The organism is Halobacillus sp. ABD4_316, from assembly GCF_056161385.1.
In genome coordinates this window covers 382689-408995 of record NZ_JBSWZA010000002.1, presented here as the reverse complement: position 1 = coordinate 408995, position 26307 = coordinate 382689, and the positions used below count along the sequence as shown (strand labels likewise).

At 48.3% G+C, this 26307-nt stretch carries 24 protein-coding genes and 1 riboswitch; of the genes, 5 read left to right on the top strand and 19 right to left on the bottom strand.

The window, feature by feature from the left end; genetic code table 11:
- Positions 1-111: 111 nt before the first annotated feature.
- The 3 genes from ACXAJH_RS09105 to ACXAJH_RS09095 are packed head-to-tail and all read right to left on the bottom strand — an operon-like array spanning position 112 to position 2710.
- On the bottom strand, positions 112-633 hold the full coding sequence (locus ACXAJH_RS09105; RefSeq protein WP_027953351.1) for an acyl-CoA thioesterase: 522 nt from the start codon (positions 631-633) through the stop codon (positions 112-114).
- Between the two features lie 53 nt (positions 634-686).
- Positions 687-2027, bottom strand: coding sequence for a sensor histidine kinase (locus tag ACXAJH_RS09100; protein WP_474993704.1), 1341 nt, complete (start codon positions 2025-2027; stop codon positions 687-689).
- Positions 2024-2710, bottom strand: coding sequence for a response regulator transcription factor (locus ACXAJH_RS09095; RefSeq protein ID WP_474969834.1), 687 nt, complete (start codon positions 2708-2710; stop codon positions 2024-2026). Before ACXAJH_RS09095 ends, ACXAJH_RS09100 begins: the two co-directional genes overlap by 4 nt.
- 181 nt (positions 2711-2891) lie before the next feature.
- On the opposite strand from ACXAJH_RS09095, the gene ACXAJH_RS09090 reads away from it, so the two are divergent.
- Entirely contained in the window at positions 2892-4040 is a 1149-nt protein-coding gene (locus ACXAJH_RS09090) for a S1C family serine protease (RefSeq protein WP_474970819.1), read from the top strand.
- A 716-nt stretch (positions 4041-4756) separates the two neighbouring features.
- Here ACXAJH_RS09090 and cls read toward each other — a convergent pair.
- From cls to ACXAJH_RS09055, 7 genes are all read right to left on the bottom strand, one after another.
- Complete coding sequence (gene cls / locus ACXAJH_RS09085; RefSeq protein ID WP_474970450.1) at positions 4757-6199, bottom strand: cardiolipin synthase; 1443 nt, start codon at positions 6197-6199, stop codon at positions 4757-4759.
- Positions 6200-6345: 146 nt separating this feature from the next.
- A complete protein-coding gene (locus ACXAJH_RS09080; protein WP_474969836.1) occupies positions 6346-6894 on the bottom strand; it encodes a 3H domain-containing protein in 549 nt (182 codons plus the stop codon).
- Positions 6895-6971: 77 nt separating this feature from the next.
- Positions 6972-8441, bottom strand: coding sequence for a glycoside hydrolase family 32 protein (locus tag ACXAJH_RS09075; RefSeq protein WP_474970818.1), 1470 nt, complete (start codon positions 8439-8441; stop codon positions 6972-6974).
- 202 nt (positions 8442-8643) lie between these two features.
- The gene (locus ACXAJH_RS09070; protein ID WP_281658899.1) at positions 8644-9138 is read right to left on the bottom strand and encodes a PTS sugar transporter subunit IIA; all 495 of its coding nucleotides are present in this window, start codon (positions 9136-9138) and stop codon (positions 8644-8646) included.
- A 146-nt stretch (positions 9139-9284) separates the two neighbouring features.
- On the bottom strand, positions 9285-10463 hold the full coding sequence (gene megL, locus ACXAJH_RS09065) for a methionine gamma-lyase (protein WP_474969839.1): 1179 nt from the start codon (positions 10461-10463) through the stop codon (positions 9285-9287).
- A 74-nt stretch (positions 10464-10537) separates the two neighbouring features.
- Entirely contained in the window at positions 10538-10783 is a 246-nt protein-coding gene (locus tag ACXAJH_RS09060; RefSeq protein ID WP_474970817.1) for a hypothetical protein, read from the bottom strand.
- Between the two features lie 93 nt (positions 10784-10876).
- Positions 10877-11086, bottom strand: a complete 210-nt coding sequence (locus tag ACXAJH_RS09055; RefSeq protein ID WP_474993702.1) for a hypothetical protein — start codon at positions 11084-11086, stop codon at positions 10877-10879.
- A 201-nt stretch (positions 11087-11287) separates the two neighbouring features.
- Here ACXAJH_RS09055 and ACXAJH_RS09050 point away from each other — a divergent pair, with 201 nt between their 5' ends.
- Both ACXAJH_RS09050 and rarD read left to right on the top strand, forming a co-directional pair.
- Entirely contained in the window at positions 11288-12874 is a 1587-nt protein-coding gene (locus ACXAJH_RS09050) for an FAD-dependent oxidoreductase (protein WP_474969842.1), read from the top strand.
- Positions 12875-13174: 300 nt separating this feature from the next.
- Positions 13175-14080, top strand: a complete 906-nt coding sequence (rarD, locus tag ACXAJH_RS09045) for an EamA family transporter RarD (protein ID WP_474969843.1) — start codon at positions 13175-13177, stop codon at positions 14078-14080.
- Between the two features lie 263 nt (positions 14081-14343).
- Here rarD and ACXAJH_RS09040 read toward each other — a convergent pair whose 3' ends face one another.
- From ACXAJH_RS09040 to ACXAJH_RS09025, 4 genes are all read right to left on the bottom strand, one after another.
- Positions 14344-15309: an NAD(P)/FAD-dependent oxidoreductase gene (locus tag ACXAJH_RS09040; RefSeq protein WP_474969844.1), complete on the bottom strand. Its 966-nt coding sequence runs from the start codon at positions 15307-15309 to the stop codon at positions 14344-14346.
- Between the two features lie 51 nt (positions 15310-15360).
- Positions 15361-15816, bottom strand: coding sequence for a hypothetical protein (locus ACXAJH_RS09035; RefSeq protein WP_474969845.1), 456 nt, complete (start codon positions 15814-15816; stop codon positions 15361-15363).
- A gap of 41 nt (positions 15817-15857) precedes the next feature.
- On the bottom strand, positions 15858-17075 hold the full coding sequence (locus ACXAJH_RS09030; RefSeq protein ID WP_474969846.1) for an FAD-dependent monooxygenase: 1218 nt from the start codon (positions 17073-17075) through the stop codon (positions 15858-15860).
- Between the two features lie 120 nt (positions 17076-17195).
- The gene (locus tag ACXAJH_RS09025) at positions 17196-17393 is read right to left on the bottom strand and encodes a DUF2188 domain-containing protein (RefSeq protein ID WP_474970813.1); all 198 of its coding nucleotides are present in this window, start codon (positions 17391-17393) and stop codon (positions 17196-17198) included.
- Between the two features lie 143 nt (positions 17394-17536).
- Positions 17537-17645, top strand: a riboswitch (SAM riboswitch).
- Positions 17646-17754: 109 nt separating this feature from the next.
- Between ACXAJH_RS09025 and ACXAJH_RS09020 the strand changes: the two genes are divergently transcribed.
- Positions 17755-19455, top strand: a complete 1701-nt coding sequence (locus ACXAJH_RS09020; RefSeq protein WP_474993700.1) for an O-acetylhomoserine aminocarboxypropyltransferase/cysteine synthase family protein — start codon at positions 17755-17757, stop codon at positions 19453-19455.
- A gap of 23 nt (positions 19456-19478) precedes the next feature.
- Entirely contained in the window at positions 19479-20534 is a 1056-nt protein-coding gene (gene metX, locus ACXAJH_RS09015; RefSeq protein WP_474969848.1) for a homoserine O-acetyltransferase MetX, read from the top strand.
- 52 nt (positions 20535-20586) lie between these two features.
- Here metX and ACXAJH_RS09010 read toward each other — a convergent pair whose 3' ends face one another.
- The 5 genes from ACXAJH_RS09010 to rpiA all read right to left on the bottom strand — a co-directional run bounded on the left by ACXAJH_RS09010 (position 20587) and on the right by rpiA (position 26022).
- The gene (locus ACXAJH_RS09010; RefSeq protein ID WP_474969849.1) at positions 20587-21936 is read right to left on the bottom strand and encodes a polysaccharide deacetylase family protein; all 1350 of its coding nucleotides are present in this window, start codon (positions 21934-21936) and stop codon (positions 20587-20589) included.
- Between the two features lie 94 nt (positions 21937-22030).
- Complete coding sequence (gene kynA / locus ACXAJH_RS09005) at positions 22031-22867, bottom strand: tryptophan 2,3-dioxygenase (RefSeq protein ID WP_474969850.1); 837 nt, start codon at positions 22865-22867, stop codon at positions 22031-22033.
- 14 nt (positions 22868-22881) lie between these two features.
- On the bottom strand, positions 22882-23526 hold the full coding sequence (locus ACXAJH_RS09000; protein ID WP_474969851.1) for a DUF4166 domain-containing protein: 645 nt from the start codon (positions 23524-23526) through the stop codon (positions 22882-22884).
- A gap of 187 nt (positions 23527-23713) precedes the next feature.
- The gene (locus ACXAJH_RS08995) at positions 23714-25240 is read right to left on the bottom strand and encodes an RQC-minor-2 family DNA-binding protein (RefSeq protein WP_474969852.1); all 1527 of its coding nucleotides are present in this window, start codon (positions 25238-25240) and stop codon (positions 23714-23716) included.
- Between the two features lie 83 nt (positions 25241-25323).
- Positions 25324-26022 carry a ribose 5-phosphate isomerase A gene (gene rpiA, locus ACXAJH_RS08990; RefSeq protein ID WP_474990263.1) on the bottom strand — a complete coding sequence of 233 codons (699 nt, stop codon included), beginning with the start codon at positions 26020-26022 and terminating at the stop codon, positions 25324-25326.
- Positions 26023-26307: the final 285 nt, after the last annotated feature.

The window sequence follows — 26307 nt, the reverse complement described above, 5'->3', positions numbered from 1 at the left end:
CGCAGCAGGATGTTTCTGTTTCGAAAGTCCGGTATCTTTCAGGAGCCGCCGAAGTTATGGATATGCGGGTATTAAAAAACCAGGAGAAGCGCTGCCTCTCCTGGTCTAGTATTAGGAATTCCTTAGCCACGGAAGACTCGTGCCGAATTTCTCAGCAAGTTCCTTGGATTCCTTCCGACGGCTTTTCCGGTGCTCATGACGCTTCTGGGCGTGATCATGAAGCCACTGTTCTTCCTCTGTCTCCGGGTACACCGGCGGTACTGGTGTCGGATCATTGTTTTCATCAACAGCCACCATGGATAGAAAAGCGGTAGTGCATACTTTCCGTTCTCCTGTCAGCAGGTTTTCTGTCGTTGCTTTCACGAATACTTCCATGGATGTATTATGCGCCCATGTCACAAAGGCTTCAAGGCAGATCGTATCACCTTCAAATACCGGCTGAAGAAAGTCGACAGAGTCAGTGGAAGCGGTGACCACCGGTTTGCGGCAGTGCCGGACGGCAGCTATTGCAGCCACATCATCAATGTAAGCCATCAGTTTTCCACCGAAAAGGGTTCCGTGGGTATTCGTATCCGGAGGAAGTACATGTGAATTTTTAACGGTCAGTGAATCTATACAAGGTTTTGCATCCATATCTTTTTCCTCACCTTCATGTGGAATCGTTCTCTGAGATACATTATATCATGTTAGAGAAGCTCGTCTTTCCTTTGAAAACGGATTTCAAAAACGGCTCCTGGTTGATCATCGCGGTTATAGGCCTTGATGGTCCCTCCGCTCCTCTCGATGATAGCCCGGGCGATAGCAAGACCGAGTCCTGTTTCCCCTTCTTTCCCTTTGATGAACCGCTCAAACATCTGCGGGAGAAGTGCCTCTGGAATCCCTGTGCCATCATCTTTGATTTTAACGTGCATCTGTTCGGCTTGCGTTTCGATTTCTACAGTTACATGATGGGTTCCGTGACGGACAGCATTACTTAATATGTTGATGACTGCTTGGAGTATACGCTCTCGATCTACAAACGAATAAAACGAATCGCCGCCTTTCAAGTCAATGGTCATATCCTTATCGTTCGCAAGCGGAATGAGTCTGTCTTTCGCTTGTATGACTACATCAGTGATGTTTGTCTGTTCAGGATGGTAGACATCTTCACTGCTGTCGAGCTTAGCAAGCAGAATCATTTCATTGACGATCTTTTTCAGCCGTTCCGTTTCACTGACTATGACGTTCAATCCTTTTTCCGCCGCTTCTCCCTGGAAAATACCGTCCCGTATTCCTTCTGCATAGCCTTGAATCGACATGAGAGGTGTTTTCAGCTCATGGGAGGCATTCTGGAAAAACTGTTTCTGGGAATGGATGTAACGCGCAAGCTCCGCAGCCATGTGCCGGACGCTCTGCTCGACTTCTTTGATCTCCCCGGAAGCCTGGACCTGTTTAACATCATCGAACCGTCGTTTCTCGATTTTTTTCACTTCCTGCTTCAGCTTCGTCAACGGTGTAACGAGCCTCCACGTTAAAATGTAGCTGACAATCAAGGCGAGAAGGAGGCCGATCAGAAAGACCATGATCATCCGGATCGCAAATACGGACTGGACCGCCTGGAGATCATTCAGCGGGGTCGCCATCACAAGAATCTGACTGTTTCCAGCATTGACCGGGAAATCATAGACCACATACTTCTCCCCTTCACTCTCCCACACTTCCTCCCCTTCCAATTCTCCCTCATACCGCTCCATCCAGGAAGCAGCAATAGCGGCCGGCATCGTGCGGAACAGGATTTCTCCATTGTCGCTGTCGAACAATAAAATGGGATAATTGCGGTCCTGAATCAACTGGGATAACTCCGGGGTACGGTCTTCATCCTGGTCATTAATCAAATCAATTAAGAGCTCCGCCCTGCCTTTCAACTGGCGCTGTTCATCCTGAATAAGCATATCCATTAATAAGGAATAAACGAAAAAAGCTGTAATGGACATAACGATGATGATTAACGCAGTGAAGGCTGCATTCAATTGATAGAGCAGCTTCATGAGGACTGATCCCTCAACCTGTAGCCATGACCCCAAACGGTTTCAATCGGCAGTTCCTTCATCTTCTTCCGCAGTCGTTTGACCAGATCATCGACGGCTCTGTCGCTGCCGTAATAATCATCGCCCCATACTTTAATAAGAAGCTCTTCTCTTGAGAACGCCCGGTTTTCCTGGGAAGCCAGAATGCGGAGCATTTCAAACTCCTTTGTCGTGACTTCCACTTCCATTCCCTTGAAATAGGCCCGCCTTTCGGCTTCACTCAGTTCAAGCTCGCCGGCCTTGATCACATCGAGCCTTTCTTCTGAAAGAGGCTTCATGGCTTCCCACCGCTTCAAGTGTCGTTTCACCCTCGCGACCAGTTCCCGAGGACTGAAGGGTTTCGTCAAATAATCGTCACCACCGAGCTCAAGGCCGAGAATTTTATCGATTTCGTCATCTTTGGCAGAAATGATGATAATCGGAACTTCTGAAGTCAGTCGGATTTTCTTGCAGAATTCATACCCATCCATGCCTGGCAGCATGATATCCAGCACCCAGAGGTCCGGAGACGACGCTTCGAATATTCCCCAGGCCTCTTCTGCCGTTTCCACGCTGATCACTTGATAGCCTTCTTTCTTTAAGTAGGCTTCTACTATATCCCTGATGTTTGGATCATCTTCCACCAATCCAATAAGTCGGTTCATCACGTTTCCTCCTGGTTTTTTCTTTTATTCTCTCACATTTTCAGAACTTCCTCTTCCATTACACACTTTTTACACATTTTCTCCAAAGTCATTCCATAAGTCATGCCTATAATAAGAATTGTCAGAGGGAAACACCAAAGACATTCCAGCAGATCTTCACGAAAGGGGCAGCCGTTACTCTATGTTGGATGATGATAAGAATGTAAGCAGAAAGCAGTATAAACGTTCGGGGATGGCCTTCAGCGTCCTCGGTGCCATTATCGCTGTTTTTATCGTAACGACGGTCTTTCAATGGAAAGGAATTTCTATTGAAATCAACACCGAAGAGCCGACAGCACAGGCTGATGAAGTGAATATCGGACAGAACGAAGAAGATGTCACTCAAGCAGTGAATGAGGTTTCTCCGGCAGTCGTTGGTATAAGCAACATTCAAAGTTCAGCTCAGGGAACACAACAGGCCGGCACAGGTTCCGGGGTCATTTACAAAGAAGAAGGTGATCAGGCATTTGTCGTCACCAACCATCATGTTATTGAGAATGCTTCAGCCCTTGAGGTCATCCTTAGTGATGGGACCAAAGCAGAAGCCGAATTAAAAGGCAGCGACCCATTGACAGACCTGGCCGTTTTACAAATAGATAGCGAACATGTCGAGAAAGTTGCCGATTTAGGAAATGCCGGTGACGTAGAGATCGGCCAGACAGCCATAGCCATCGGCAACCCACTGGGCATGGAATTCGCAGGGTCGGCCACTAAAGGAATCATCAGTGGATTGAACCGGAATATTCCGGTGGACATCAATGGTGACGACCAGGCCGACTGGCAGACCGAAGTCATACAAACAGATGCAGCCATTAACCCGGGCAACAGTGGTGGTGCGCTGATTAACCTACAAGGTGAAGTCATTGGTATCAATTCTATGAAGATCGCCCAGGCCGAAGTCGAAGGCATTGGCTTTTCGATTCCTATGGACGCCGCCAAACCTGTCATTGAAGACTTAGAGACCAACGGGGAAGTACAGCGCCCCTATATGGGTGTTTCCCTGCAGGATGTAAGCCAGATTCCAAATCCTGTTCTGGAAAGCGAACTGGGTTTACCAACTGATATCACCCACGGCGTCCTTGTCCAGGGCGTCGAGCAAGGTTCCCCTGCTCAAAAAGCAGGACTGGAACGCTACGATGTCATCACCGCCATCGACGGGAATAAAGTAGACTCGCTCATCCGTCTACGGCAGTATCTCTACAGCCAAGCACAGAACGGAGATACTGTAGAGCTTGAAGTGTATCGGGACGGGACCCCAACCACCGTCCAGCTCACACTGACCTCTCAGTAAGTATTGAACAGATATGAAGAATACGGATACGAACAGAAAACACGGAACAGTCAGGCCTTGTCCATCGGAACCCAACCCCTATGCCGATGAGCAGGCACGGCCGTTTCAGCAGCCAGCCAAAGTAAAGTGGAGCCTCTGCTTCCGAAAAAGACTAACCTCCTTTTTCAGAACAGAGGCAGGTACAGAAACGACAGGCCGGCCGGTGTCACCAAACAGCTGAGATCCCCCCCTCCTATCCTGTTTGTTTGATGCCTGCCGCTCCGTCCTTTCTATGATCGAAGTAAAACCAAATCAACCTCTCTCAAAAAACCCCTGCACACGGTGTGCAGGGGTTTTTTTCAGATATAAAGGAGAAGAAGCATCGTGTTTTTCAAGCACCATTAGAAAACCATCAAAAATCTTATAGTGAACATGCTCTTTCCCGTCTATGATTTTTCCATACGAAGGGAGATAACCTTATCTTGATTAAAAGCCCGATGCCCACCTCGTCATGTATGGAGCTCACAAGGAACGTTCGGTGGTGACGCCTGCGGGAACAGCACGAGCTGAAGATCCACTTGGTCAAGTAATCTTCTTGACCAAGTCAGCTGAGGCCGTGCCCGCGGCAAGCATCCATCGATAAGCGGAACGTGACCATTCATAAGACATATGGGGATCTCCAAATCCTATATTTACAGTCCAAAAACCCCTGCCTATGACAGGCAGGGGTTTTTACGTTATAAGATCGGCGACAGCAGCCGGGAGATCGCTTCTTTGAAACGGATCCACGTTGACCTTGATTGATAAAGCGGCAGAGTGAGCTCAGTCGAATCTACGATATCTTCATGAAAACGGTCAGACAGCTCTTTCGCTGCATCCGGATGATAAAGAAAGGCATTGACTTCAAAATTGAGCCGGAAGCTGCGTACATCGATATTGGCCGTTCCGACGGAAGCGATAGTATCGTCCACGACAATCGTCTTGGCATGAAGGAATCCTTTCTGGTAAATATAAACCGTTGCCCCGGCCTTCAGCATGTCGCCGATATTGGAATAAGTCGCCCAGTAAACAAAAGGGTGATCCGGCTTATTCGGAATCATAATCCGAACATCGACACCTGAAAGAACAGCTACACGGAGAGCATCAAGAAGACTGTCATCGGGAATGAAATACGGTGTCTGGATATACACATGTTTTTTTGCAGACAGAATCATCTTCAGATAACCATGTTTGATCTGTTCCCATTCAGAATCCGGTCCACTTGAAACAATCTGCATCGCGACGTCGCCCTTTGGCTCCGCTTTGTAATAACGCTCTTCATATACGATGTCTCTGCGGGAGGCATGGTTCCAATCGAGAATGAAACGCGTCTGCATATTGTTCACCGCATCCCCCTCGACACGGAGATGAGTATCGCGCCAGTAGCCGAACCGCTTATTAAAGCCAAGGTATTCATCCCCAATATTAAAACCACCGGTATAACCGATCTTCCCATCAATGATTGCCAGTTTCCTATGGTTACGGTAGTTGATCTTCAAATTGACCTTCGGAATAAAGGAAGGAAAAAACGACTCCACCTGAATGCCGGCCTGCTTCATCTTCTTCAGGTAGCCCCGCTTCAAAAGACGTGATCCCATATCATCATAAAGAAGCTTTACTTCAAGACCGGCTTTCGCCTTTCGAATCAACGCATCTGCGAGCCGCTGTCCAAGGTTATCATCCCGGAGAATGTAATACAGCAGATGGATATGATTTTCCGCCTGTTCAATATCTTCAAGAAGAGCCTGGAATTTCTTCTGCCCATCCGTAAAGATCTGCACAGCATTGTTCTGGGAAAGAAGGGCATCGTTGTTTTTCAGATGCATGTATATCAGATCCTCATAAGGAATAATGTCTTTATGCTGAACTTCCAGATGTCCTTCCTTAATGGCCGTCAACTGCTCCTGGACAGCCGTAAGAAGACCGAGACGGCTCTTTTTATCCCACGTGAAGATTTCTTTCCGGTTGAGTCGCCTCCCGAAAATCAAGTACAGCAGGAATCCGGCAATAGGAATGAATAAGAGCACCATCAGCCACGCCCACGTCGCACTGGCATCTCTTCGTTCGAGGAAGATGATCGCCAAAGCGAGCAGGACGTTTAAGCCAAGAATAATACTTAATAAAATTGGAAATATATCGATCATGTAGACACCTGCCTTTTAATGAACACCATTTCTCTCAATATATCATATTCTCTACCTCACAAAGGTTGGGAATGGAATGAAATCATGTAAAAAATACCATAAAAAAAGACAGGCGCTTCACCTTATGCCTGTCTCGTACCCATCTATCCTTGATGTTCCAAAAGAATTCCTGCTTCTTTAAGAGCCTGTTCTGCTTCATCCAGCGCTTCCCTGCTCTCTGCAGCAATCGTATGCGTATGAATGCCGCCCGTAAGCTCCAATAAAAAGGGAGCATTGGTGGAACGGACTTTTTCAATGAACTTCTTTACATCGCGGCGGTTTGCGACTTGAAGTCGTGCGGTCAAATCCCCGTATACCGGGTGTTCGACGACGACGTCCCGGACGTGGACACCATGATCCACCAGGATATTCAATTCATTTTCTGTCTCGCTTCCTTCGTGCCGACAGACAATGGTCCGCTGATAAGCCAGATCTTCTTTAGCCTCTGACATATACATGTAGCCCTGACTGGTAGCCACAATCGGTTCGTTCCCCGCTTTCAACAGGGAAACGTCACCGACAATCACCTGCCTCGTTACATTCATTTCTTCAGCTAGAGCACTTCCCGTAATCGGCATCCCCCGCTGCTTCAACAGGGTGAGGATGTACTCCCGCCGTTCATTTGCTTTCATTTTTTTAGAAGATTGACTCATAGACATGACCCCTTCGTGCAAAATACGTATCCTTATCTTACCATACAGAAATAGTGTTCAGGAAGCTTGACAGAGCCTCATCCCTGCTCAAGTGTCCACCCTGACAAATTCCACTTTTCAATGGAGAAGGTGCTCTCCCCAAGTGAAGTAAACAATATATGCTCTTCTTCCGGCTGAGGGAAGATCCGCGAGGTGAACACTTCCTCGCCCCCGTTCACGAAAATTTCCAGGCTGGATGTATCCGCAAAGATACGTAAGCTTTCCAATGGCCGTTCAAGACGGACTCTCCGGAATTCCGTTTTGGAATGCTCATCCAGACGCGGACGCGATAAAGTAAGAATGCCTTTTCTATAGCTGAGGGAGGCATATTGGTAGAATTCCAGCGCAAACTGATCCCCGAGCTTTTCAAATTCAAGGTTAAGCTCTATGGACCGCCCTTCTACTCCTCTCACAGCTTTCTGATCATTTTCAATTGTGATGGACGAATGCAGAAGGACCGGCCCTCTCATTTCCTGCAGTTCCTCCACCGGGGACTGAATCAACTGTCCATCCCTCCATGTCAATTCCCGCGGAAGGGTCAGGGCATGGATCCAATGGTTATCGACCGTTGGGTGAGCCTCCTCCCATTGATCAGGCACTCCCATCCATCCGACAAGGAGGCGTCTTCCATGCTCATCCTCCATCGTCTGCGGCGCATAAAATTCAAATCCTCGGTCCAGTTCCTTGAAGGCGCCATGATCGAAGGTCCCAGCCTCATAATCCAAACTGCCGGTGAAAAATCCACTCTGATAAGTGTTGGCATAATCCATCCCATCCGGGTCAAGCCCCTGTGGAGAAACAATCAATACATCCCGGCCGTTCAAATGAAAGAAATCCGGGCATTCCCACATATAACCGAACGCTTGCAGCGGCCCTTGGAAACTCCCTGCGGCAGGTCCGATAAACTCCCAGTTTTCCAGGTCCTGTGATTGATATAACAACACCTGCCCCTGCTTGGCTTCCGTCTGTGCCCCGACAACCATGTACCACTTTCCTTCATGATGCCATACTTTAGGATCCCGGAAATGACTGGTATACCCTTCGGGACGCTCCACGACGACACCTTTTTTCGTGAAGGTCACCCCGTCACTCGAAACAGCCAGGCACTGATACTCCTCTTCAGGGTCTCCATCACCATCTATATTTCCTGTATAGAAAAGATGCAGCTGATCATCCGATACAACAGCACTCCCAGAGAATGCCCCGTCCTTATCAAACCATTCGGACGGCGTAAGCGCAGGCTTTTGCTCCGTCCAGTGGATAAGATCCCTGGATGTCCGATGTCCCCAGAATTTGGCGCCGTGGCCTGTATGGAAAGGCATCCACTGATAAAACAAGTGGTAGGTGCCGTTCCACTGGATCCATCCATTCGGATCATTCATCAATCCTGCTGCAGGCATATGGTGGTACGTGAGGCGGTAAGGATCCCCTTCCACACTCTCTTTGTTTTTACGTACTTCTGCTTCTACAAGTTCTCTCAGTTCCTCGTCCCGCTCCGTCAATGTCATCCCCCTCTATGTATAAATACGTCCTATCACCTGATTCTTTCCACCTATTATATAGCGTTTTCTATCTATTTTCCATTCATATCCCAGCAGATGAATACGAGCCGACAGCCATGCTGCTCCACGCAGATTGCTTTGTTTCTTCAAATCTTCTGCATAAAAAAGAAAAAAGCCTAAAACACCAGGGTATTTTAGGCTTTTCCTATTACTTCGTCGTTAAGACAGCCACTGTAGACTGACCAGCTTCTGCATGATCACTGTACGATGGTTCAAAAGAGTCGATGATATCGTCATAGTTGGTAATGATGACAGGAGTAATGGTGCTTTTCGCTTTTTCTTTAACCAGATCCATATCAAATGTGATCAAATGGTCTCCAGCTTTCACCTGATCTCCAGCTTTCACGTGACCTTCGAAACCTTCTCCTTCCATTGATACGGTTTCAAGACCGATGTGGACAAGGACTTCAACACCGGACTTCGTTTTGATCCCTACGGCATGGTTGGTTGGGAACAGTTGAACGATTTCTCCGGATACAGGACTGACCACTTTTCCATCTGCAGGTTCAATGGCAACACCATCCCCCATCATACGCTGGCTGAATACAGGGTCGTCCACTTCATCAAGAGCGACAACTTTCCCGCTGACAGGAGCAGTCAGCTGCTCTTCTTCATTTTTTTTACCGAATAATTTTTTAAACATACGGCACCGTCCTTTATGTTTTTATAAATGTTAAAGCTAGTTTCACGGTTGTTCATGAAGCTACTTTTACTTTTCCCTGCACCGGAAAGGATAAACGCCGAACAAAACAAAAAAGCCGGACAGGTGTCACGGCTTTGACGCGTTCATCAATCTTCCGAGAGGGACTGATATAAATCATACCAAATATCGTCGACGGCTTCGAGTCCGACGGATATACGGATAAGCGATTCGTGAATGCCCATAGCGTTCCGCTGCTCTTCAGGAACGACCGCATGAGTCATGGAAGCGGGATGCTGGATCAATGTTTCGGCATCTCCAAGGCTGACCGCAATCTTAATGAGGTTCAACCGGTTGATGAATTGTTCCGCTTCTTCCCGTCCTCCGTTCAATTCAAATGCGATGACTCCCCCTCCGGCCTTCATTTGATTCTGTACAATCGCGGACTGCCTGTCATCCTCAAAGCCCGGATAATGCACGTGCTTCACTCTCGGATGACGAATCAGACGAGCCGCTATTTCAGACGCATTCGCACTATGGCGATCCATGCGGAGGTGCATCGTTTTCATTCCTCTGATCAACAGCCACGCATCAAATGGAGATAAGATACCGCCGATGTCCTTCTGCTGGGAAGAAGCAAGCTTCTCCATAAACGACCGGCTCCCTACGACGACACCGGCTACGACATCCCCGTGTCCTCCTATATATTTCGTTGCACTATGAACAACAACGTCGCATCCAAGTTCGAGCGGTCTTTGAAGATAAGGCGTGCAGAACGTATTATCAACGACAACCGGGATGCGGGACAAAGAGGCTGTCCGTGACACCATCTCCAAATCTATGACTTTCATCGTTGGATTAATCGGCGTTTCCACGAAAATACAGGCCGTCCGGTCCGTTATCGTCTGCTTCAGATCCTCCTCTGTCTCCATAGAACAGAAGTCATGAGTAATCCCATACTTCTCTTCCATCATCTTGAGCAGCCCGTACGTACACCCATACAGACCATTGGAACAGACAATATGGTCACCGGCTTTTGTAAGCGCAATAAGGACGGCCGATACAGCCGCCATACCGGATGCAAAGGCAAGTCCCTTCCCGCCACCTTCCAAAGCAGCCATTCGTTCTTCAAACTGGGCGACGGTTGGGTTGCCGAGCCTGGAATAAATATAGCCCTCCTCCTCACCGGCAAACCTGCGCGCCCCTTCCTGAGCAGAAGCAAATGAAAATGTAGAAGTTTGATAGATCGGGGTGGTCAGGCTCCCTGTTTCATTATGTCCAGCCTGCTCATTGTGAATCATCTTTGTTTCCATATGTGTCTTTTTCATAACCCTTCCCCTTCCCTTTTCTGTAAGCGTTTACATTAATAGTTTATCAAAAAAGAAGGGAAAAGGCTCCCCCCTTACCTACTATATTCATCACAGAGACTCTTGTTCTTCCACATCGTCTCCGTCCTTAAGTTCATTGAAATGTTCATGAAAGAGCCGCTCCAGCCACTCAAAATCAACTTCTTTAATCCCTTCTGCAAGTGGCAGCGGTTCTCTTCTGTAACCATACGGTTATCCACGTAATGAAGCAGTTCGAAAATAAAGGCCCTTTCCGGATCGATAACGTCGTCAAGAGCAATGGTGTACCCTTTTGATTTCAACTCACGGCACACCTGGATCATCTCGAAACTGAATGACACTTCATCAAGGATCTCAACGACCAATTCTTCAGGGTCGAAGTATTCCGGTATTTTTTAAAACAACAGGTCCTCCATGAAATTAATAAAGCAGGGCTTATCATTGGACAATCGATCCAGTCCGATTGTAACGAAACTGTTCATCAGCACGTCCGATGCTGCCTTGTTCTCATCCATGGGCACAAACTGGTTCTCCTCCCTACTCCGGTATAGAAGCTCATAGGCGTACTCATCATCATCCACCGTCAAAATCGGCTGCCGTGCCACACATACTTCCATCCTGTTTATCACTTCCATCTGATTCCATATACCCACTGGTTATACTACAAAAGTTTCCATACAGGGATCAGGTAGAAGCCTGCAGCCTCATTATGTCATGCGATTGTCGAAAACTTATACTTTTTCCAGATACATGATTTGGTAAGGAAAGGAAACACTGTAAGAAAAGCATCTCTCAGGAGGGTTTCTATGACACATTATGAACAGTGGACACAACCTGAACCACTATGGAGAGAAGATACATCCTTGTCTTCCTATGAACCGTTAAAAGAAGATACATCTGCGGAAGTCGCTGTCATCGGCGGTGGTATGACCGGAATAACGACGGCTTATCTGCTCGCTAAAACCGGGAGAAAAGTCATTCTTCTGGAAGCGGACCGATTGATCAACGGCACCTCCGGACATACAACAGCCAAAGTAACGGCCCAGCACGGATTAATCTATCACGAGTTGATTAAACACTTTGGTGAGGAGTCCGCCTCCCTTTATTACCAGGCACAGACAAAGGCTCTCCAAACGATGAAAGAATGGGTCGATAAGTACAATATCGCTTGCGACTGGGCGGAAGAAGACGCTTTTTTATTCGCAACCACCTCTAAAGGAGCATTGAAACTGGACAAGGAGTACGAAGCCTATCAGACGCTGGACATTCCCGGTGGTACAGGTCATACGCTCCCTTTCAGCATGGATGCTGAAAAGACACTCCGCATGAGAAACCAGGCCCGGTTCCACCCTGTGAAATATCTGAAAGCCATCGCTGAGGAATTTGTGAGACTTGGAGGAGAAATTTACGAACAGACGAAAGCGGTTGACGTTACTGAAAAAGACCGCCTTGAAATTAAAACCGGCGGCGGGTCCGTCGTGGCCTGCGAGAAAATGGTCTCCTGCAGCCATTTCCCTTTTTATGATGGAAAAGGCCTGTACTTTTCCCGCATGTATGCGGAAAGATCCTACGTGATCGCTGTCGAACCTGAGCGTGAAGTTCCTGCGGGCATGTACCTGTCCATCGACGAACCGAAACGTTCGATCCGCACGGCTGAGTACAACGGAAAGAATGTTCTGATCATCGGTGGAGAAAGTCATAAGACCGGTCAGGGGATCGATACAAGCTTCCACTACCGGGCGCTGGAGGAGTTTGCTGCCGTGACGTTCGGCATCAGGAAGAAGCTCTTCCAATGGTCTGCCCAGGATTTGACGACGCTCGATAAGGTTCCTTATATCGGACCGATCACCCGGAAAAACGACCGGATTTTTATTGCGACCGGTTTTCGAAAATGGGGCATGACCAATGGAACACTCGCTGCCCAGCTGATTACCGATTATGTATGCGGGGAAACCTCCTTGTTCCACGAGCTTTTCAAACCATCCCGTTTCAAGTCAGATCCAAGTATGAAGCAGTTCATTTCCCAGAACTTCGATGTAGCCGCCCACCTGGTGGAAGGAAAAGTCGAACTGGTGGAAGATAAACCGAACCGTTTAAAGAAAGGGGAAGGAATGGTTGTCCAGTGGAAAGGACAGAGGGCAGGTGCATTCAGGGATGAGGAGGGACAGCTTCACGTCCTGGATACCACCTGTACCCACCTTGGATGTGAAGTCGAATGGAACAGTGCGGAACATTCCTGGGACTGCCCGTGTCATGGGTCCCGCTTTTCCTATGATGGTTCTGTCATGGAAGGACCAGCCGATCAGCCGCTTCTGAGAATAGCAATCGACAACCATGCGGAACTCCCGTTTCAAAACCTTGGTGATGCAGACCGGCCGCAGGACACGCCGTAATCAATAACAAACGTTTTACCGCTTGTAGAGAAACCATGTGTTTATCTACAAGCTTTTCTCATGCTTCCAGATCACCGCCATTGGTCAGCCGCCCGTATCTTCCGGAGAGGCCATTGGCCGGCCTGTACTTTTTGATCATCTCAGAACCGTTCCTCTTCATAGGTGGCCCTGAAGCGCACCCTTTTCGATTTCAAGGGAAAAGGAGGCACTTCAGGCCTTTTCTTTCCATTCTGTTCTGCAAATGGTGCTATAATGATTCGGACGTACATCGAACAGTTTTTTATGGAAAGGAGGACAGAGATGGAAAATGATCAAAAACTAGGAATCATCTATACATCCGGAGCTTATATTCTATGGGGCATTCTTCCGATTTACTGGAAATGGATTCAGGAAATTTCCGCCTTTGAGATTCTTGCCCACCGCATCGTCTGGTCGTTTGTTTTTATGACGCTGATCATTTTGGTTCTTCAAAAACAGCAGGCGTTTTTCAAAGAATGCCGACGGATTTTAAAGAATAAGCGGCAGATGATCGGAATGACACTGGCATCTGTGACCATCAGTATCAACTGGGTGACCTACATACTTGCTGTCAATACCAACCACGTGGTTGAAGCCAGCCTCGGCTATTACATTAATCCGCTGGTCAGCATTCTGCTCGGCATGATTTTCCTTCAGGAACGCTTCTCGAAAGCCCAGTGGCTCGCTTTCGCTCTCGCTGGAACAGGCGTCCTTTATATGACACTAAAGTTCGGCTCCGTCCCCTGGCTTGCCCTGCTCTTGGCCTTCAGCTTCGGAACATACGGCCTGCTTAAAAAACTGGTGCCGTTGAACGCCATGTTTGGGTTGACCATTGAAACGTTCATCGTTACACCAGCTGCGCTTTTCTTCCTGCTCCAGCAGCTAAGCGGGCAGGGGGCATCCGTAGAATGGGGATTGCTCACAGCACTCCTTGTCTTCGGCGCCGGAGTCGTGACCGCTGTACCGTTACTTTTATTCTCAGCGGGGGCCAAACGGATTCCGCTTTCCATGGTGGGTTTTTTACAGTATTTCGCGCCAACGATTATGCTGTTCATCGGTGTATTCCTCTACGACGAACCATTCACATCGGTGCATGGCGTCGCCTTTACATTCATCTGGGCAGGACTTGCCGTCTATACGATGGCCCGCATGAAGCGCATGAAGAAATACGAACCGAAAGTCACATAAAAAGGTGTTCTCTTAGAGAGAACACCTTTCACCTTGTAGAGGAGCTTCTGTTTCTTTACAAGCTTTTTTCTTTCCTGCCGCCCGGAGCGGAAGCCCCTTCCCTTTCCGCGGACGAGCCCGCGAGCCGAAGACCCACTTGGTCCAATGGTTTTCTTGACCAAGTCAGCGGAGGCCGTGCCCGCGGCAGGCATCCACCGATAAGCGGAACGTGCCCCCCTCAACATGACATGCGGACAACTCTAACTGGATAGGACGAACTTTTTCTACCAGCGCAGATGGGCAGCAGCATCTTTCCCTGACAAATAGGCACTTTCAAAACGGGTCCGGCCGGCTGTATCATTCGGGCGGAGGAACGCGTCTCCACCGAGGATGAGTCTGCCGTCTCCATTCACATCAAGACAGGACTCCTTCACAACTTTCTTCGCCTGGGCATACCTCCACCGCTTCAACTGCTCCGACTCCAGGTCGTCCCATGGAAGATAGTTCTCCGCCTTTTCTTTCACCAGAGACATGACATAATCTTCACCGTAGTATTTTCTGGACCAGTCTGCTGTCATGTAGACACTGACGATCACATCTTCGGAAATTCCTTTTTTACTATGATCTACAATCCGTTCCACACCTTCAGGAAGGTCTTGATCCAAATGGCCGTGCTCAGGAAGTTCTGTAGGCTTGTTGAATTCAAACAATCCCACATACGTTGGCTCAAACAGGATCCCTTTCAATTGTTTTCTCACAGGTTCAGGCATGCTCATGGTACTGTTTCTGAAGAGCTCCAGAACCTGGGGCACAGGCATCGTCAAATACAGACTGTCCGTCTGCCATTCAGAACCGTCTGCACTGTAGACCCTGTATCCCCCGTCATTTTCTAATAATTTCTCGATCTTTGTTTCCAATAAAGTGGGGATACCCTCAGCAAGCTGCTTGGCAAAAGCATTCATTCCGTCTACAGCCGTGTACCGCGGGTGGTCGTCACCGAACCATTCCTTTACCCATCCGGCCTCCACCCAGTGCTGGACTTCTTCTTCAAGTTCTTCTGTACGGACCGTGAAAAACTGGGCCCCGTGGTCCGCTCTGCCGCCCGCAATCCGGCGGGTGGCGAGGCGTCCCCCGACACTTTTCCCTTTATCGACAAGCATGATATTTGTACGTCCCTGCTTCATCAAACGGCGCGCGGCTGTTATTCCTGCAAGGCCTGCACCGATAATCGTCACTTCATAATGTTCCATCCTTGACCCTCCCCTTCTCTTGGGCTTCCTTTGCAGAAAACCCCATTCATCCTATATTTTTTCGACTTCAAGAACTTCATCAAGAATCGGATAAACCGCCTCGACTCCTTCTTCTGCCACCAAACAGGCGACACCGAGAGGCGTTTCCCAGAAAGTCTCAGGAATGGCCGGATTCTTCAAGCCGGCCGGCTGATACAACGAACGGTAAATCCGGTTCAAGTGATCCCTCGTTTCTTCTGCTTCCCTCGGTTTTTCTCCACGGGCGACCAAAAAGACCCAGCGCATCGACTGAAAAAGATTATCGCCCGGCATAAACGTGTATTCTTTAAAAAACTTCAATTGTTTTTCAGCTTTTTCTGTCAGACCTGTTTCCACAGCAAGATCGTCAAGATGGCCATGCAGATGGCGGTACACCATTTGGAAGATTCTTCTTTTTTCGTCCTGCATCACTTTATCTGTATAAATTTCCTGCAGCTTTTCGAAAGCTGATGTTTTCGACCATTCCATCTTCTCATCACCTCTCTTAACCATTTCGCCTTCAAAGGAAGTTAATCCTTCCTGAAACCGAAGGAGGAAGCTTCCCCTTCCACCGATTGATAAAAAAGAGGGAAATCCTTGGTGTCTTCTTTCAAATGCCGTCCCATATGAGGCATCAGCTTATTCCACGCCATAGGGTTGGCGGCGATGGTTTGAAACAATGCCATTTCGTTGTCTGTCCACTTCCGGAGCGATTGAATATAATCCAATGTCAGCTGAAATCCCGGCAGCAGCTGTTCATCCCTTCGACTCTGAAAACGATCCAGGGCTGTTTTCCAATCCACCCCTTCATCCATCTGCTGAAAAGCATCGGCCAGCAGAAAGGACTGTAGAAACGCATCATTGATTCCAAGCCCCGTACTTGGATCTTTACTGTGACCAGCATCTCCAAGGAGGACCCAGCCCTCTCCATAAGCATTCCTGAAAAAGTTCGGCATTCCGGGGGTTCCGATAATCTTTCCCTGCAGAACTGCCCCTTCCATCCTTTTCTTCATTCCGTAAAATTGATTAAACGTTTGTTCAAATGTATCCTGCGGCGCTTTCATCATGTCCGTAAATTCCCCAGGGTGGATTTCAATACCGAGACAATCCCGGTTTTCCTCCATTGGAAATACAAAGCCGATTCGTCCTTCATGCAGGAAAATCTCCGTTACAGGTTCGCTTAACGGCTCCACGCCTGTGTAATAACCGTATAAGACCGGACGAAGAGGCTTCGTTTCCCGATACTTCTCTGCTTCCGTCCAGGCAGCGATGTTCGAGTTCTTTCCATCCGCTCCGGCCACCCACGCTGCACAGGCCTCCCACGCTTCCCCTTCTGTTTCAAGGTGAAGCCCGGCAACGCGCCCGTCCTCTCTGATCAAACCTCTTGCTGACGTACGCGGCATAAAAGTGACGGAACTCAACGCCTCGGCCTGCTCGATCAGAAGAGGGTCCAGGACATCTCGTTTAGGTATAATCGTATAATCCGCTCTCGGTCCTTCTATAAAACTTTGGCCGATATACGTCCGCATCCGGCTCACTTTTCTCAAACCGGTCTTCTCCAGTTTATGAAGGATGCCCAGTTCCTCAAGGAAGCGGGTATGGGACATAAAGTGAGTAGACAGTGTGTCACTCGGAAACGCGGCTTTATCGATCAACAGGACACGCTTCCCCATTTTCCCGAGCAGGACAGCCAGACTTGCCCCAGCTGCCCGGGCTCCTGTAATGATCACGTCATATGTATGATTCATTCCGGTCCTTCCTTTCTTTCTCAACCTGTGTCCCATCATAATCGGTTTCACGCAAAAAAACTACAGCCACAGGAAAACAAGCATAGGAAGCCATAAAAAAATCCCCTGGACGGGGATTTTTTAAAAGGTACGCTCTTCTTCAACTTCGTGATTCTGGTCAAGGATGTACAAGCGGCTCGGTTTGTTCTTTTTCGCGATTTCTTCCGCTTTTTCTACAGCTGTATCACGCTCATCAAATAAATCTGTCGGAGCTACGTCCTCAATTTTTACGAACCATCCGGTTACATCTTTATTTGGTACTACACTATATTCCTTCATGAAAACATCTCCTTCAACATAGACTTAATTATCCATTCCCGCCCTATTATAGATTTAAACACCCTTGTTTCAAGCTGGGAATTGACAAGAGAGCTGGACCCCTTTATAATTTCAAACAAGTCAGATAAATTAAATATTGAAAACTCTTATCGTGAGCGGCAGAGGGACTAGGCCCTGAGACGCCCGGCAACCTTCAAGGAAAACTTGAAAAGGTGCTACATCCTACAGATCAGATGATCTGAAAGATAAGGGGAGGTAAGCATACATAAAAGCCCTCTTCTTACTTACAGAAGAGGGTTTTTCTTTTTCCCTCTACACCGAGGATCAGGATGTCCTGGAAATCATAAGGAGGAATGAAACAATGACCAATTCAAATCATGTATACGGTGATGAAACACAGCTGCTTCACGGTGGACAGGAAGCTGATCCAGCAACAGGATCGCGTGCTGTTCCCATCTATCAGACAACGTCATATGTATTTAATGATACCGATCATGCCCAGAACCTATTCGCCCTGGCCGAACCAGGGAACATCTATTCCAGAATCACAAACCCGACGGTCGATGTATTTGAGCAGCGTGTTGCCCTTCTGGAAGACGGTGCCGCTGCTGTCGCTACAGCTTCCGGGATGGCGGCAATCACGATGGCCGTCCTGAACGTTGCCGGAGCCGGAGATACCATCCTCACTTCCTCCAACTTGTACGGAGGTACGTATAACTTATTCGTCCACACCCTTCCCCGCTATGGTGTGAACGTTGTTTTCGTAGATGGGAACGATCCTAATGCCTTTGAGGAAGCTGTTACACCTGAAACGAAAGCGATTTTTGCTGAAACCATCGGGAACCCAAGCCTGAATGTGCTGGACTTTGAAGCGGTAGCGGATATTGCCCACGCCCATCACATTCCCTTGATTGTCGACAACACCTTCGCCACCCCTTATGTATGCAAACCGATCGCCTGGGGAGCCGATATCGTTGTCCACTCCGCAACGAAGTGGATCGGGGGCCATGGTACAGCTATCGGCGGTATTGTCGTAGACAGCGGGCGTTTTGACTGGAATCACGAAAAATTCCCGGGTTTTACTGAGCCTGATGAAAGCTACAACGGCATCCGCTTCGGTATTGATGCTGGACCTGCCGGCTATGCGGTTAAGCTCCGTGTTCAGATTTTGAGAGATATCGGCGCCTGCCTGAGCCCCCAGAACGCCTTCCTGCTCCTGCAGGGACTTGAAACGCTTCACCTGAGAATCGAAAAGCATGCAGAACAGGCCTATGAGATTGCTGCATACCTTGAGAATCATGAAGGGGTGGATTGGGTGAATTACCCTGGACTGCCGGATCACCCTACTCATGACCTTGCCCGAAAGTATTTGAAAGGCGGAGCCGGATCCATGGTTGTCTTCGGAATCAAAGGGGGACGCGAAGCCGGTCGTAAATTGATCGATCACTCCACACTCTGGTCCCACGTAGCTAATGTGGGTGATGCGAAATCATTGATCATCCATCCGGCATCCACCACCCATCAGCAGTTGAATGAGGAGAACTTGAAAAAGTCCGGTGTTTCCGAAGAACTTGTCCGCTTGTCGGTTGGTCTGGAATCTGTGACTGATCTTATACAGGACTTGGATCAAGCCATAGAAAAGGCCAATGGATACAGCCGCCCTTATAAGGAACAGCCTCATCCAGCGGAGACCGTTCTCCGTTCCTCTCTCGACCGGTCCAATGGGAACATCCGCCGGAAAACGATCGGCGTCATTCCTGATCAGCCGGGAGGCCTGCAGGAGGAAGCCTCCAAGTTGGAGCGGTTCGGTTTTGATGTGACTACTTTTTCAAAGGTGGAAGACATTCTGGAACAGAACGATCCAGCTTTCGATATTCTTTACTTTGAAACCCTTGGAGAAAACCAAACGGATCTGGCCCAGTCGGCGAATCCATCGGTCATCTGGTCCAAAACTGCTTCTTCCCTGAAAAATGAACAAATCCTATCCGGTGCGAGCCTTTACGAGACGATCGTTTCGATCCGCTCAGGACACCACTTATCTCAAACACTCGTCACTGTATAATGGCCAGAAAGGAGAATGAAAGCATGTCTTTAAAAAACCCCGCCAGCCAGACAGCAGCTTTGGAAACGATTGAACTGGGACCCTTCCATTTCGAATCCGGCGGACGGCTGGAATCTGTCGAACTGGCTTACGAACGCACCGGCCCGTCTCATGCTCCCGTCATTGTCGTCTGCCACGCTTTAACCGGGAACCAGGCAGCTGTGGGTACGGAAGAGCAGCCCGGCTGGTGGGCAGGATTAATCGGGGAGGGGGAGCCAATCGACACCTCCCTGTTCCAAGTGATTACTTTCAATGTTCTGGGAGGTTGTCACGGGTCTACAGGTCCCGCCAGTATGAATCCGGATACAGGCAGACCATTCCGTCAGCATTTCCCTAAAGTGACCATCCGGGATATGGTCCGTGCCCAGTATGAGGCTTTAAAAAAGATGGGCATTCATCAGGTCAAAGCTGTTGCGGGAGGATCGCTTGGAGGTATGCAGGCGTATGAGTGGGGGCTCCTCTACCCTGACTTTATGGAGAAGCTGCTGATTATGGCTGCCACCCCCTACTTAAGTGATTACGGCATCGCCTTCAATCATATCGGGGCGAAAGCCATTAAAAACGATCCTTTTTTCCAAGACGGGAACTACACGACGAATGAGTCCCTGCAGGGGTTTGAAATTGCGCGGATGACCGGCATGGTGACTTACAGAAGCCCTGCTCTTTTTGAAAAAAGGTTTGACCGGTCCAATGGAGGAGACACTTATGAAATTCAGTCCTACCTGGATTATCAGGGAGATAAAATCAAAGAACGGTTTGACGCGAACAGCTACTTGTACCTGCTTGATGCAATGAATAACCATGACATCGGGAGAAACCGGGGAGGATGGAAAGCGGCCGCCGCTCAGTATAAAGCAGACTTGATCACGTTCAGTTTTGAACACGACCTGCTGTATCCAGAAGAGCTGATTTCCGCTTTTTCATCGGCGGCACCGAAGGCCGTCCACAGGCATATCCCTACGGATTATGGTCACGACGGCTTTCTCGTTGAATTCGAACAATGGGGCCGTTTCATCAAAGATGAGCTGAATGAGGACTAGAAAACATAAAAAAGACGGGTAGACGAACACGATGTTCATCTACCCGTCTTTTTTATGATGGAAGATCACTGACTTTCACAAATTGAAACCCTTGGGAAGTTAACTGTTCCAGCACAAGCTCTACGACTTCAGGGGTCCGGCTCTCTAATTCATGGAGAAGAATCACTGAACCATCCTCTGCCTGTGAAATAATCTCTTCCGCTATTTCCTCCGGCTCCTGTTCGCTCCACTCTTCGGAATAGAGCGTCCATGGAACCGTATTCCAATCGCCTTTATAAGCCTTTGGAGGATTCTCGCCAAACGGCAGTCTCAATCCAGCCGTTTCTACTCCCGCGGCCTGCTTGATCACGTCCTGGGCAGCGAGGATCTGCTCATCCACCTCTTCCGGATTTAACCGGGCGAGGCGGGGATGATCCCACGTATGATTTCCGATTTCATGACCCTGCTCAGCCACCATCCGGGCCGTTTCCGGGTAATAGGACACCCGTTTTCCGATCATGAAAAACGAGCCTTTGGCGTCATACTTCTCCAGAAGGTTGAGAATATCCACTGTCCATGTTGGATGAGGACCGTCATCAAAAGTGAGAGCAGCTCTCTTTTCTCCGGTTTCCACCCCAAGGTCATCCGTTGAAACAGCCTCCACGGGGCTTTGCTCCTGCTCTGAAGAAGATGTTTCCGATGCGTCGGAAGCGGATTCCAAAGCTTCTACAAATTCTTTCCGAATGAGATCCTGCCCTTCTTCAAGTTCGACCAGTACATATCCCAATGTGCCGTCCTCCGCCTGAAGATAGACCCTCACCCCTTCTTTGGTAAGGGCCACATCTTCAAATGTTCCCTTATTCACGTGAAGAGGTAGATGGTAATGGGTGGCGACTTCCTCTTCCTTCATTGCTTCTTCTGTCAATGCAGCCAGTTCATCAAGCACTTCCGGATCATTCTTGAGCAGCTCGTCCAGCTCAAGCCTGCGTCCGTCCTTCTTATCAAAATTCATGACGGTCTGGTTTTGGATAACCTCGTTTCCGCCTACATCCATCGTTTCTATGAAGCGGACTACGAAGAAACGGTGATCCTGATAGAGCATCTCAAAGTCCACGTGAAGCTCATGGGATTCAGAAGCCTCCACGGATTGTTTATTCTGATAGCTGGCCTGTTTAAAGTCGGCCTTCTGTTGATTGACGTAATCAACAATCGTCTGATTCAATTGATGGTTGGTTGTCTGCGGATAGTGGATGGTTATGTGGTATTCATTATGCTCCACGAGTTCCGTCTTCATATCGATATCGTACATTGGTTCTGTTTCATCAGATGGTTTAGAATCATTTTCATTAGCTTTTGCGATAAATGAGCATCCTGATACAACTAAAACGACCAGCAGTGATATATATAAAATAGGTTGTCTCATAATTCTTCCCTCTTTATCTATTAGTCACACAACCTATTGTAACACAAATGTAACAATCATTTAATTAATCAGATATATTCAGCCTATTCTGACATTAAAAGTGGGTGCGGACGTCCCAGAGCTCAGGGAAAAAGCGGTGATCCAGAACTTTCTTCAAGTAGCCGACCCCCGAGGATCCTCCTGTCCCTTTTTTATGGCCGATGATCCGTTCCACTGTCTTCATATGACGAAAACGCCACTGCTGGAGGCTGTCCTCCAAGTCGACAAGCTTCTCAGCCAGCTGATACAGATGCCAATACTGATCTACATCTTTGTAGACCATTGCCCAGGCGGCTTCAACCGAAGGGTTCTGCTCATACACATCTTTATAATTCCTGTTCAGCACCTGTGGATCGAGATCAAAACCTGCTTTGGACAGCTGCTCAAGTGTCACATCATACAAGCTGGGATTTTTATAGGCCTTTTCCAGTCGATTGTGAAGATCTTTATCTTTCCGGTAAATCTTCAATACAGCATTCGTTTTATACCCAAGAGCAAACTCAATCATCCGGTACTGGTAGGATTGAAACCCCGAAGCCTGGCCGAGGTGATCCCGGAATTCCATGTATTCTGACGGGGTCATCGTCGCCAGTACGTCCCATGCTTGGATGATCTGCTTCTGAATACTGGAGACTCTGGCAAGCATTTTAAAAGCCGGCTGCATGTCGTCATGTTGAATCGACCGGATGGCTGCCTGGAGTTCGTGAAGCATCAGCTTCATCCATATTTCACTCACCTGATGGATCATAATAAAGAGCATTTCATCATGATGGGAAGAAAGCGGCTTCTGCGCATCAAGCAGCTGGTCTAAACGTAAATATTCTCCATAAGTCATCCGATCGGAAAAATCCGTATGCACGCCTTCACTGCCTTTCGGCGGTTGCTGGGTCATGAGTGGGACCTCCTTTAGTCAAGTACTCCACGCTGTGGGATATTGCGGAACGTCATCGGGAGGAATTCTGTGTGAACAAGCCCTTCATACATTAAGAGCGTTCCGAGGACAGGGTCTTCTGTATGGACGTGCACCCGTGTCGCCCCTTCTTTTTCTTCATAATGTTCATATACGGACGTCACAGGCCCGGTCATGCCCAGCACTCCTCCCACATGATTCGTTCTTGACTCCATATACAATCCGCCTTCTGAAGTAACGTGAAGATCAAATTCTGCCTCTACCAGGCCCGAACGGCCAAGATGATCGACAAGACACTGTTTTTCTTCATCATACCTCGCAGCAGAATCAAAACCGCGGATGGCATATGGGAAAAAGAAGCGGCGGATCCAACTGATCGTTTCTCTGCCCTCTTCATCTTCATAGACGTAATTTTCGAGGGTAAACGGCACATCTTTTCCACGCTCTCTGAAGAGAAGGTGATCCTTAACCCCCGCACTCATCAGCGGCCTAACGAACGCCGGAGTTCCTCGGATTTCCGTCATTCTGCCCTGTCCAAGGACCATAAGATTCTGCTTACTCGTTAATCCGTATTTTTTCTGCAGCTCAGGATGAAGGTTATGGAACTGCTCCCCGAGTGCTTTGTGGTAGATGGATTTCATTTGTATGCGGCCTCCTTTAAACTATCCGTTTTCCTGTTCTCCCCGTGCCTCGTGATGAATACACTAGGGAAGACGGAACCTTGGCTGTACATGAATTATAGCACAAGTAAACGCTTACGATTCAGCTGCATGCAGAAAAGAAAGACCTGCCCTTACAAGCAGGTCTTTCTTATGAAAAAACGTTGTTCTACATAACTTCCTCTGCATAATCACTGATTGCATAACCCTTCTGCTGCTTCATCAGCCAGCCCTGCTTTTCCAGCTGGGTGAACAACCGCTGAATATGCTTTTCCGGCCAGCTCGATAACAGACCAAACCAGCGTGTTTCATGAAGATAGAGACTTCTTAATTTGTTCGTCGGCTTGCCCGCGAGCATCTGGACCAGGGTGTGCACCGGATATTCACTGCCATAATAATAGATGAGGTCAAGAATCTGCTGAGTATCCGCATAAGTGATGGACCTTCCTTTGATGGTCAGAATGATATCCTCATCATTGTAGCGGACTTCTTCGAGACGCGCCTTCAGTTCCTCAAGGACATGCCGGGTATTCGGGTAGACATGCTCCGGCACGACCTTCTGCCAGCGGTTCAACTCCTTAAGAATACGGACATCATGAAGCTGGACACCTGCCAGCCACAGCAGCTCTGAATCGGTCCGCTTCTCCGGAATATGAACCCGGCTTAATTTGTCATACATGTCCAGTAAAGGATAGGCGGACAGGTCGTCTTTTCTGCGCTGATACTTTTCGATACGGCTGACGACAGCCAGGCTTTCATCAAGGGATTTCCTTGCGGTGTTGAGCTGTTTTTTCAAAGCTCTCAATTGGCCAAGCTGCTCGAGAAGCCTGCTGTTCTGTATCGCTATGTCATTGAACTGCTGCTCAATCGTCGATGTGCGCTTGGCTGCCCGTTCCACATCAAACTCTTCAGGAAAACGGACCATATCTTCCACCGTGTCATAATAAAGACAGAAATCACACGTTTCACAGTAGCAGCAGATCGTTTTCTCCCCGGCATCGAACTGTAAACATTTTGAATGGGGGCAGCTGCCTTGTTCCTGCTCGACCCACGCCTGTGGAAGAGCTCGGAACGGGCGCATGACGATTTCGACACGGTGCCTCCAATATGCGATGTCCTCAGGATAGTTCAGCACAGAAATGAGTGAGGATTGATTCATTGTTTCGACCGCATCGATGACGTCGCGCTTTTGATGAAAAAGCTGGACCATCGGATGCCGGTGAAACGCATCTGCTATTTTATCAAGCCAGTCTTCACGACTTTCCGTGCTGATGTGAGAAAGAAACAGATAATCATCCAGCACTTCCCCGACATGGTCATACAACTGGTCTGCGGACAGCTGAGTGAAATCTGTGTTATATAAATATTGATCTTTTAAAGGTAGTCCATGTTCTTCAGGCAGGGACTTCCATAAAAATAATTCTGGGCGCAGCAAATGTGGATGGATCCTCTCTTCCTTTTGAAAAGCTACAGGCAGAACTGCATCTCCGGTTAGTCCGAGATAATTCTGGATGGACGTTGTGTCCAGAGACTTCCTGCCGATATGATCCACAATTGCATCGTTAAGCCTGGATAATAACCCCCGTTCAAATTTATGTCCGATGGAACGAATATGTTTGTTCTTTTTCCCAATCGGCGCAAGTACAACATGAGGGTAGCGATGATCCTGGTAAGCAATCCTATTTGGCAGTCCCATAATGAATTCCCCTTTGAATAAGGATTTACTACTATTATAGAAAAAGTATTACGAGTTACCAACAAATATAAGTAAAATGGGCGTCAAACCGTTAAAATTTCCACGGGATACCCAATGAACAGTCCTGTTTCTATAACTCCAGGGATGGCACTGAGCTCTTTTTCCAACTCATCATGAATGTGTTGGAACCGCACTTCCAGCAGGAGATTTCCTGCTTCCGTGAGCACGGGGCCGTCTTTCGCCGCCGCCATCCGCAGCTGAATGTCCACACAAGGGAATTCCTGAAGCTTTGTTTCTACAAGATGCACAGCCCTCGGATCCACTTCAACAGGAACAGCATACTTTTCACCGAGTTTCTGAACATATTTACTTTCATCCACTAAAATATACGTTTTAGGGGAGCTTGCCATCACGAGTTTTTCAGCGAATAACGCTCCGCCCCTTCCTTTGATCAACCGGCCGGCATTGTCTACCTCATCCGCTCCGTCAAAACCCCAGTCGGGCTTTGCAGCTGTCAATGTTGTCGTCTTTAAGCCGAACAAGGCACAGTTCATCTCCGCTTCTTTCGATGTCGGTACGGCATAAACGTCCAGCCCCTCGTTCTTTACCCGTTCAGCGATCTTTTCCAGAGCAATGAAAGCCGTCGACCCGGAACCGACGCCAATCACCTGCTGATCTTCAACATATCCGCTCACTCTGGCGGCGGTCCGTTCTTTGGCTTCCCGATTGGATATTCCGCCAGCCCATACCGGTTTCCCGGCCAGCTGATTGTTCCAATTCATACAAATCACCTCTCTCTTTGTATTCCCGAAAGTCTCATGAAACAAGCACAGGTGTTAGGAAAAGTGTATCAAACAGGTTCCCCACAGATACAGCGACGGGGTAAACTTTGTCATTCTTTACGCCTCCTTCACATAAACTTAATGGAATACGACGGGCCGAAGTAAAGGGGGAAAAGCATGAGAAGACTCTATTGGAAACTGGTCATCTTCTATCTCATTCTGATTACCGCCTTTGTCTACGTCACCTACCTCCACTGAAAACACCCCGGCCTGCATGGCCGGGGT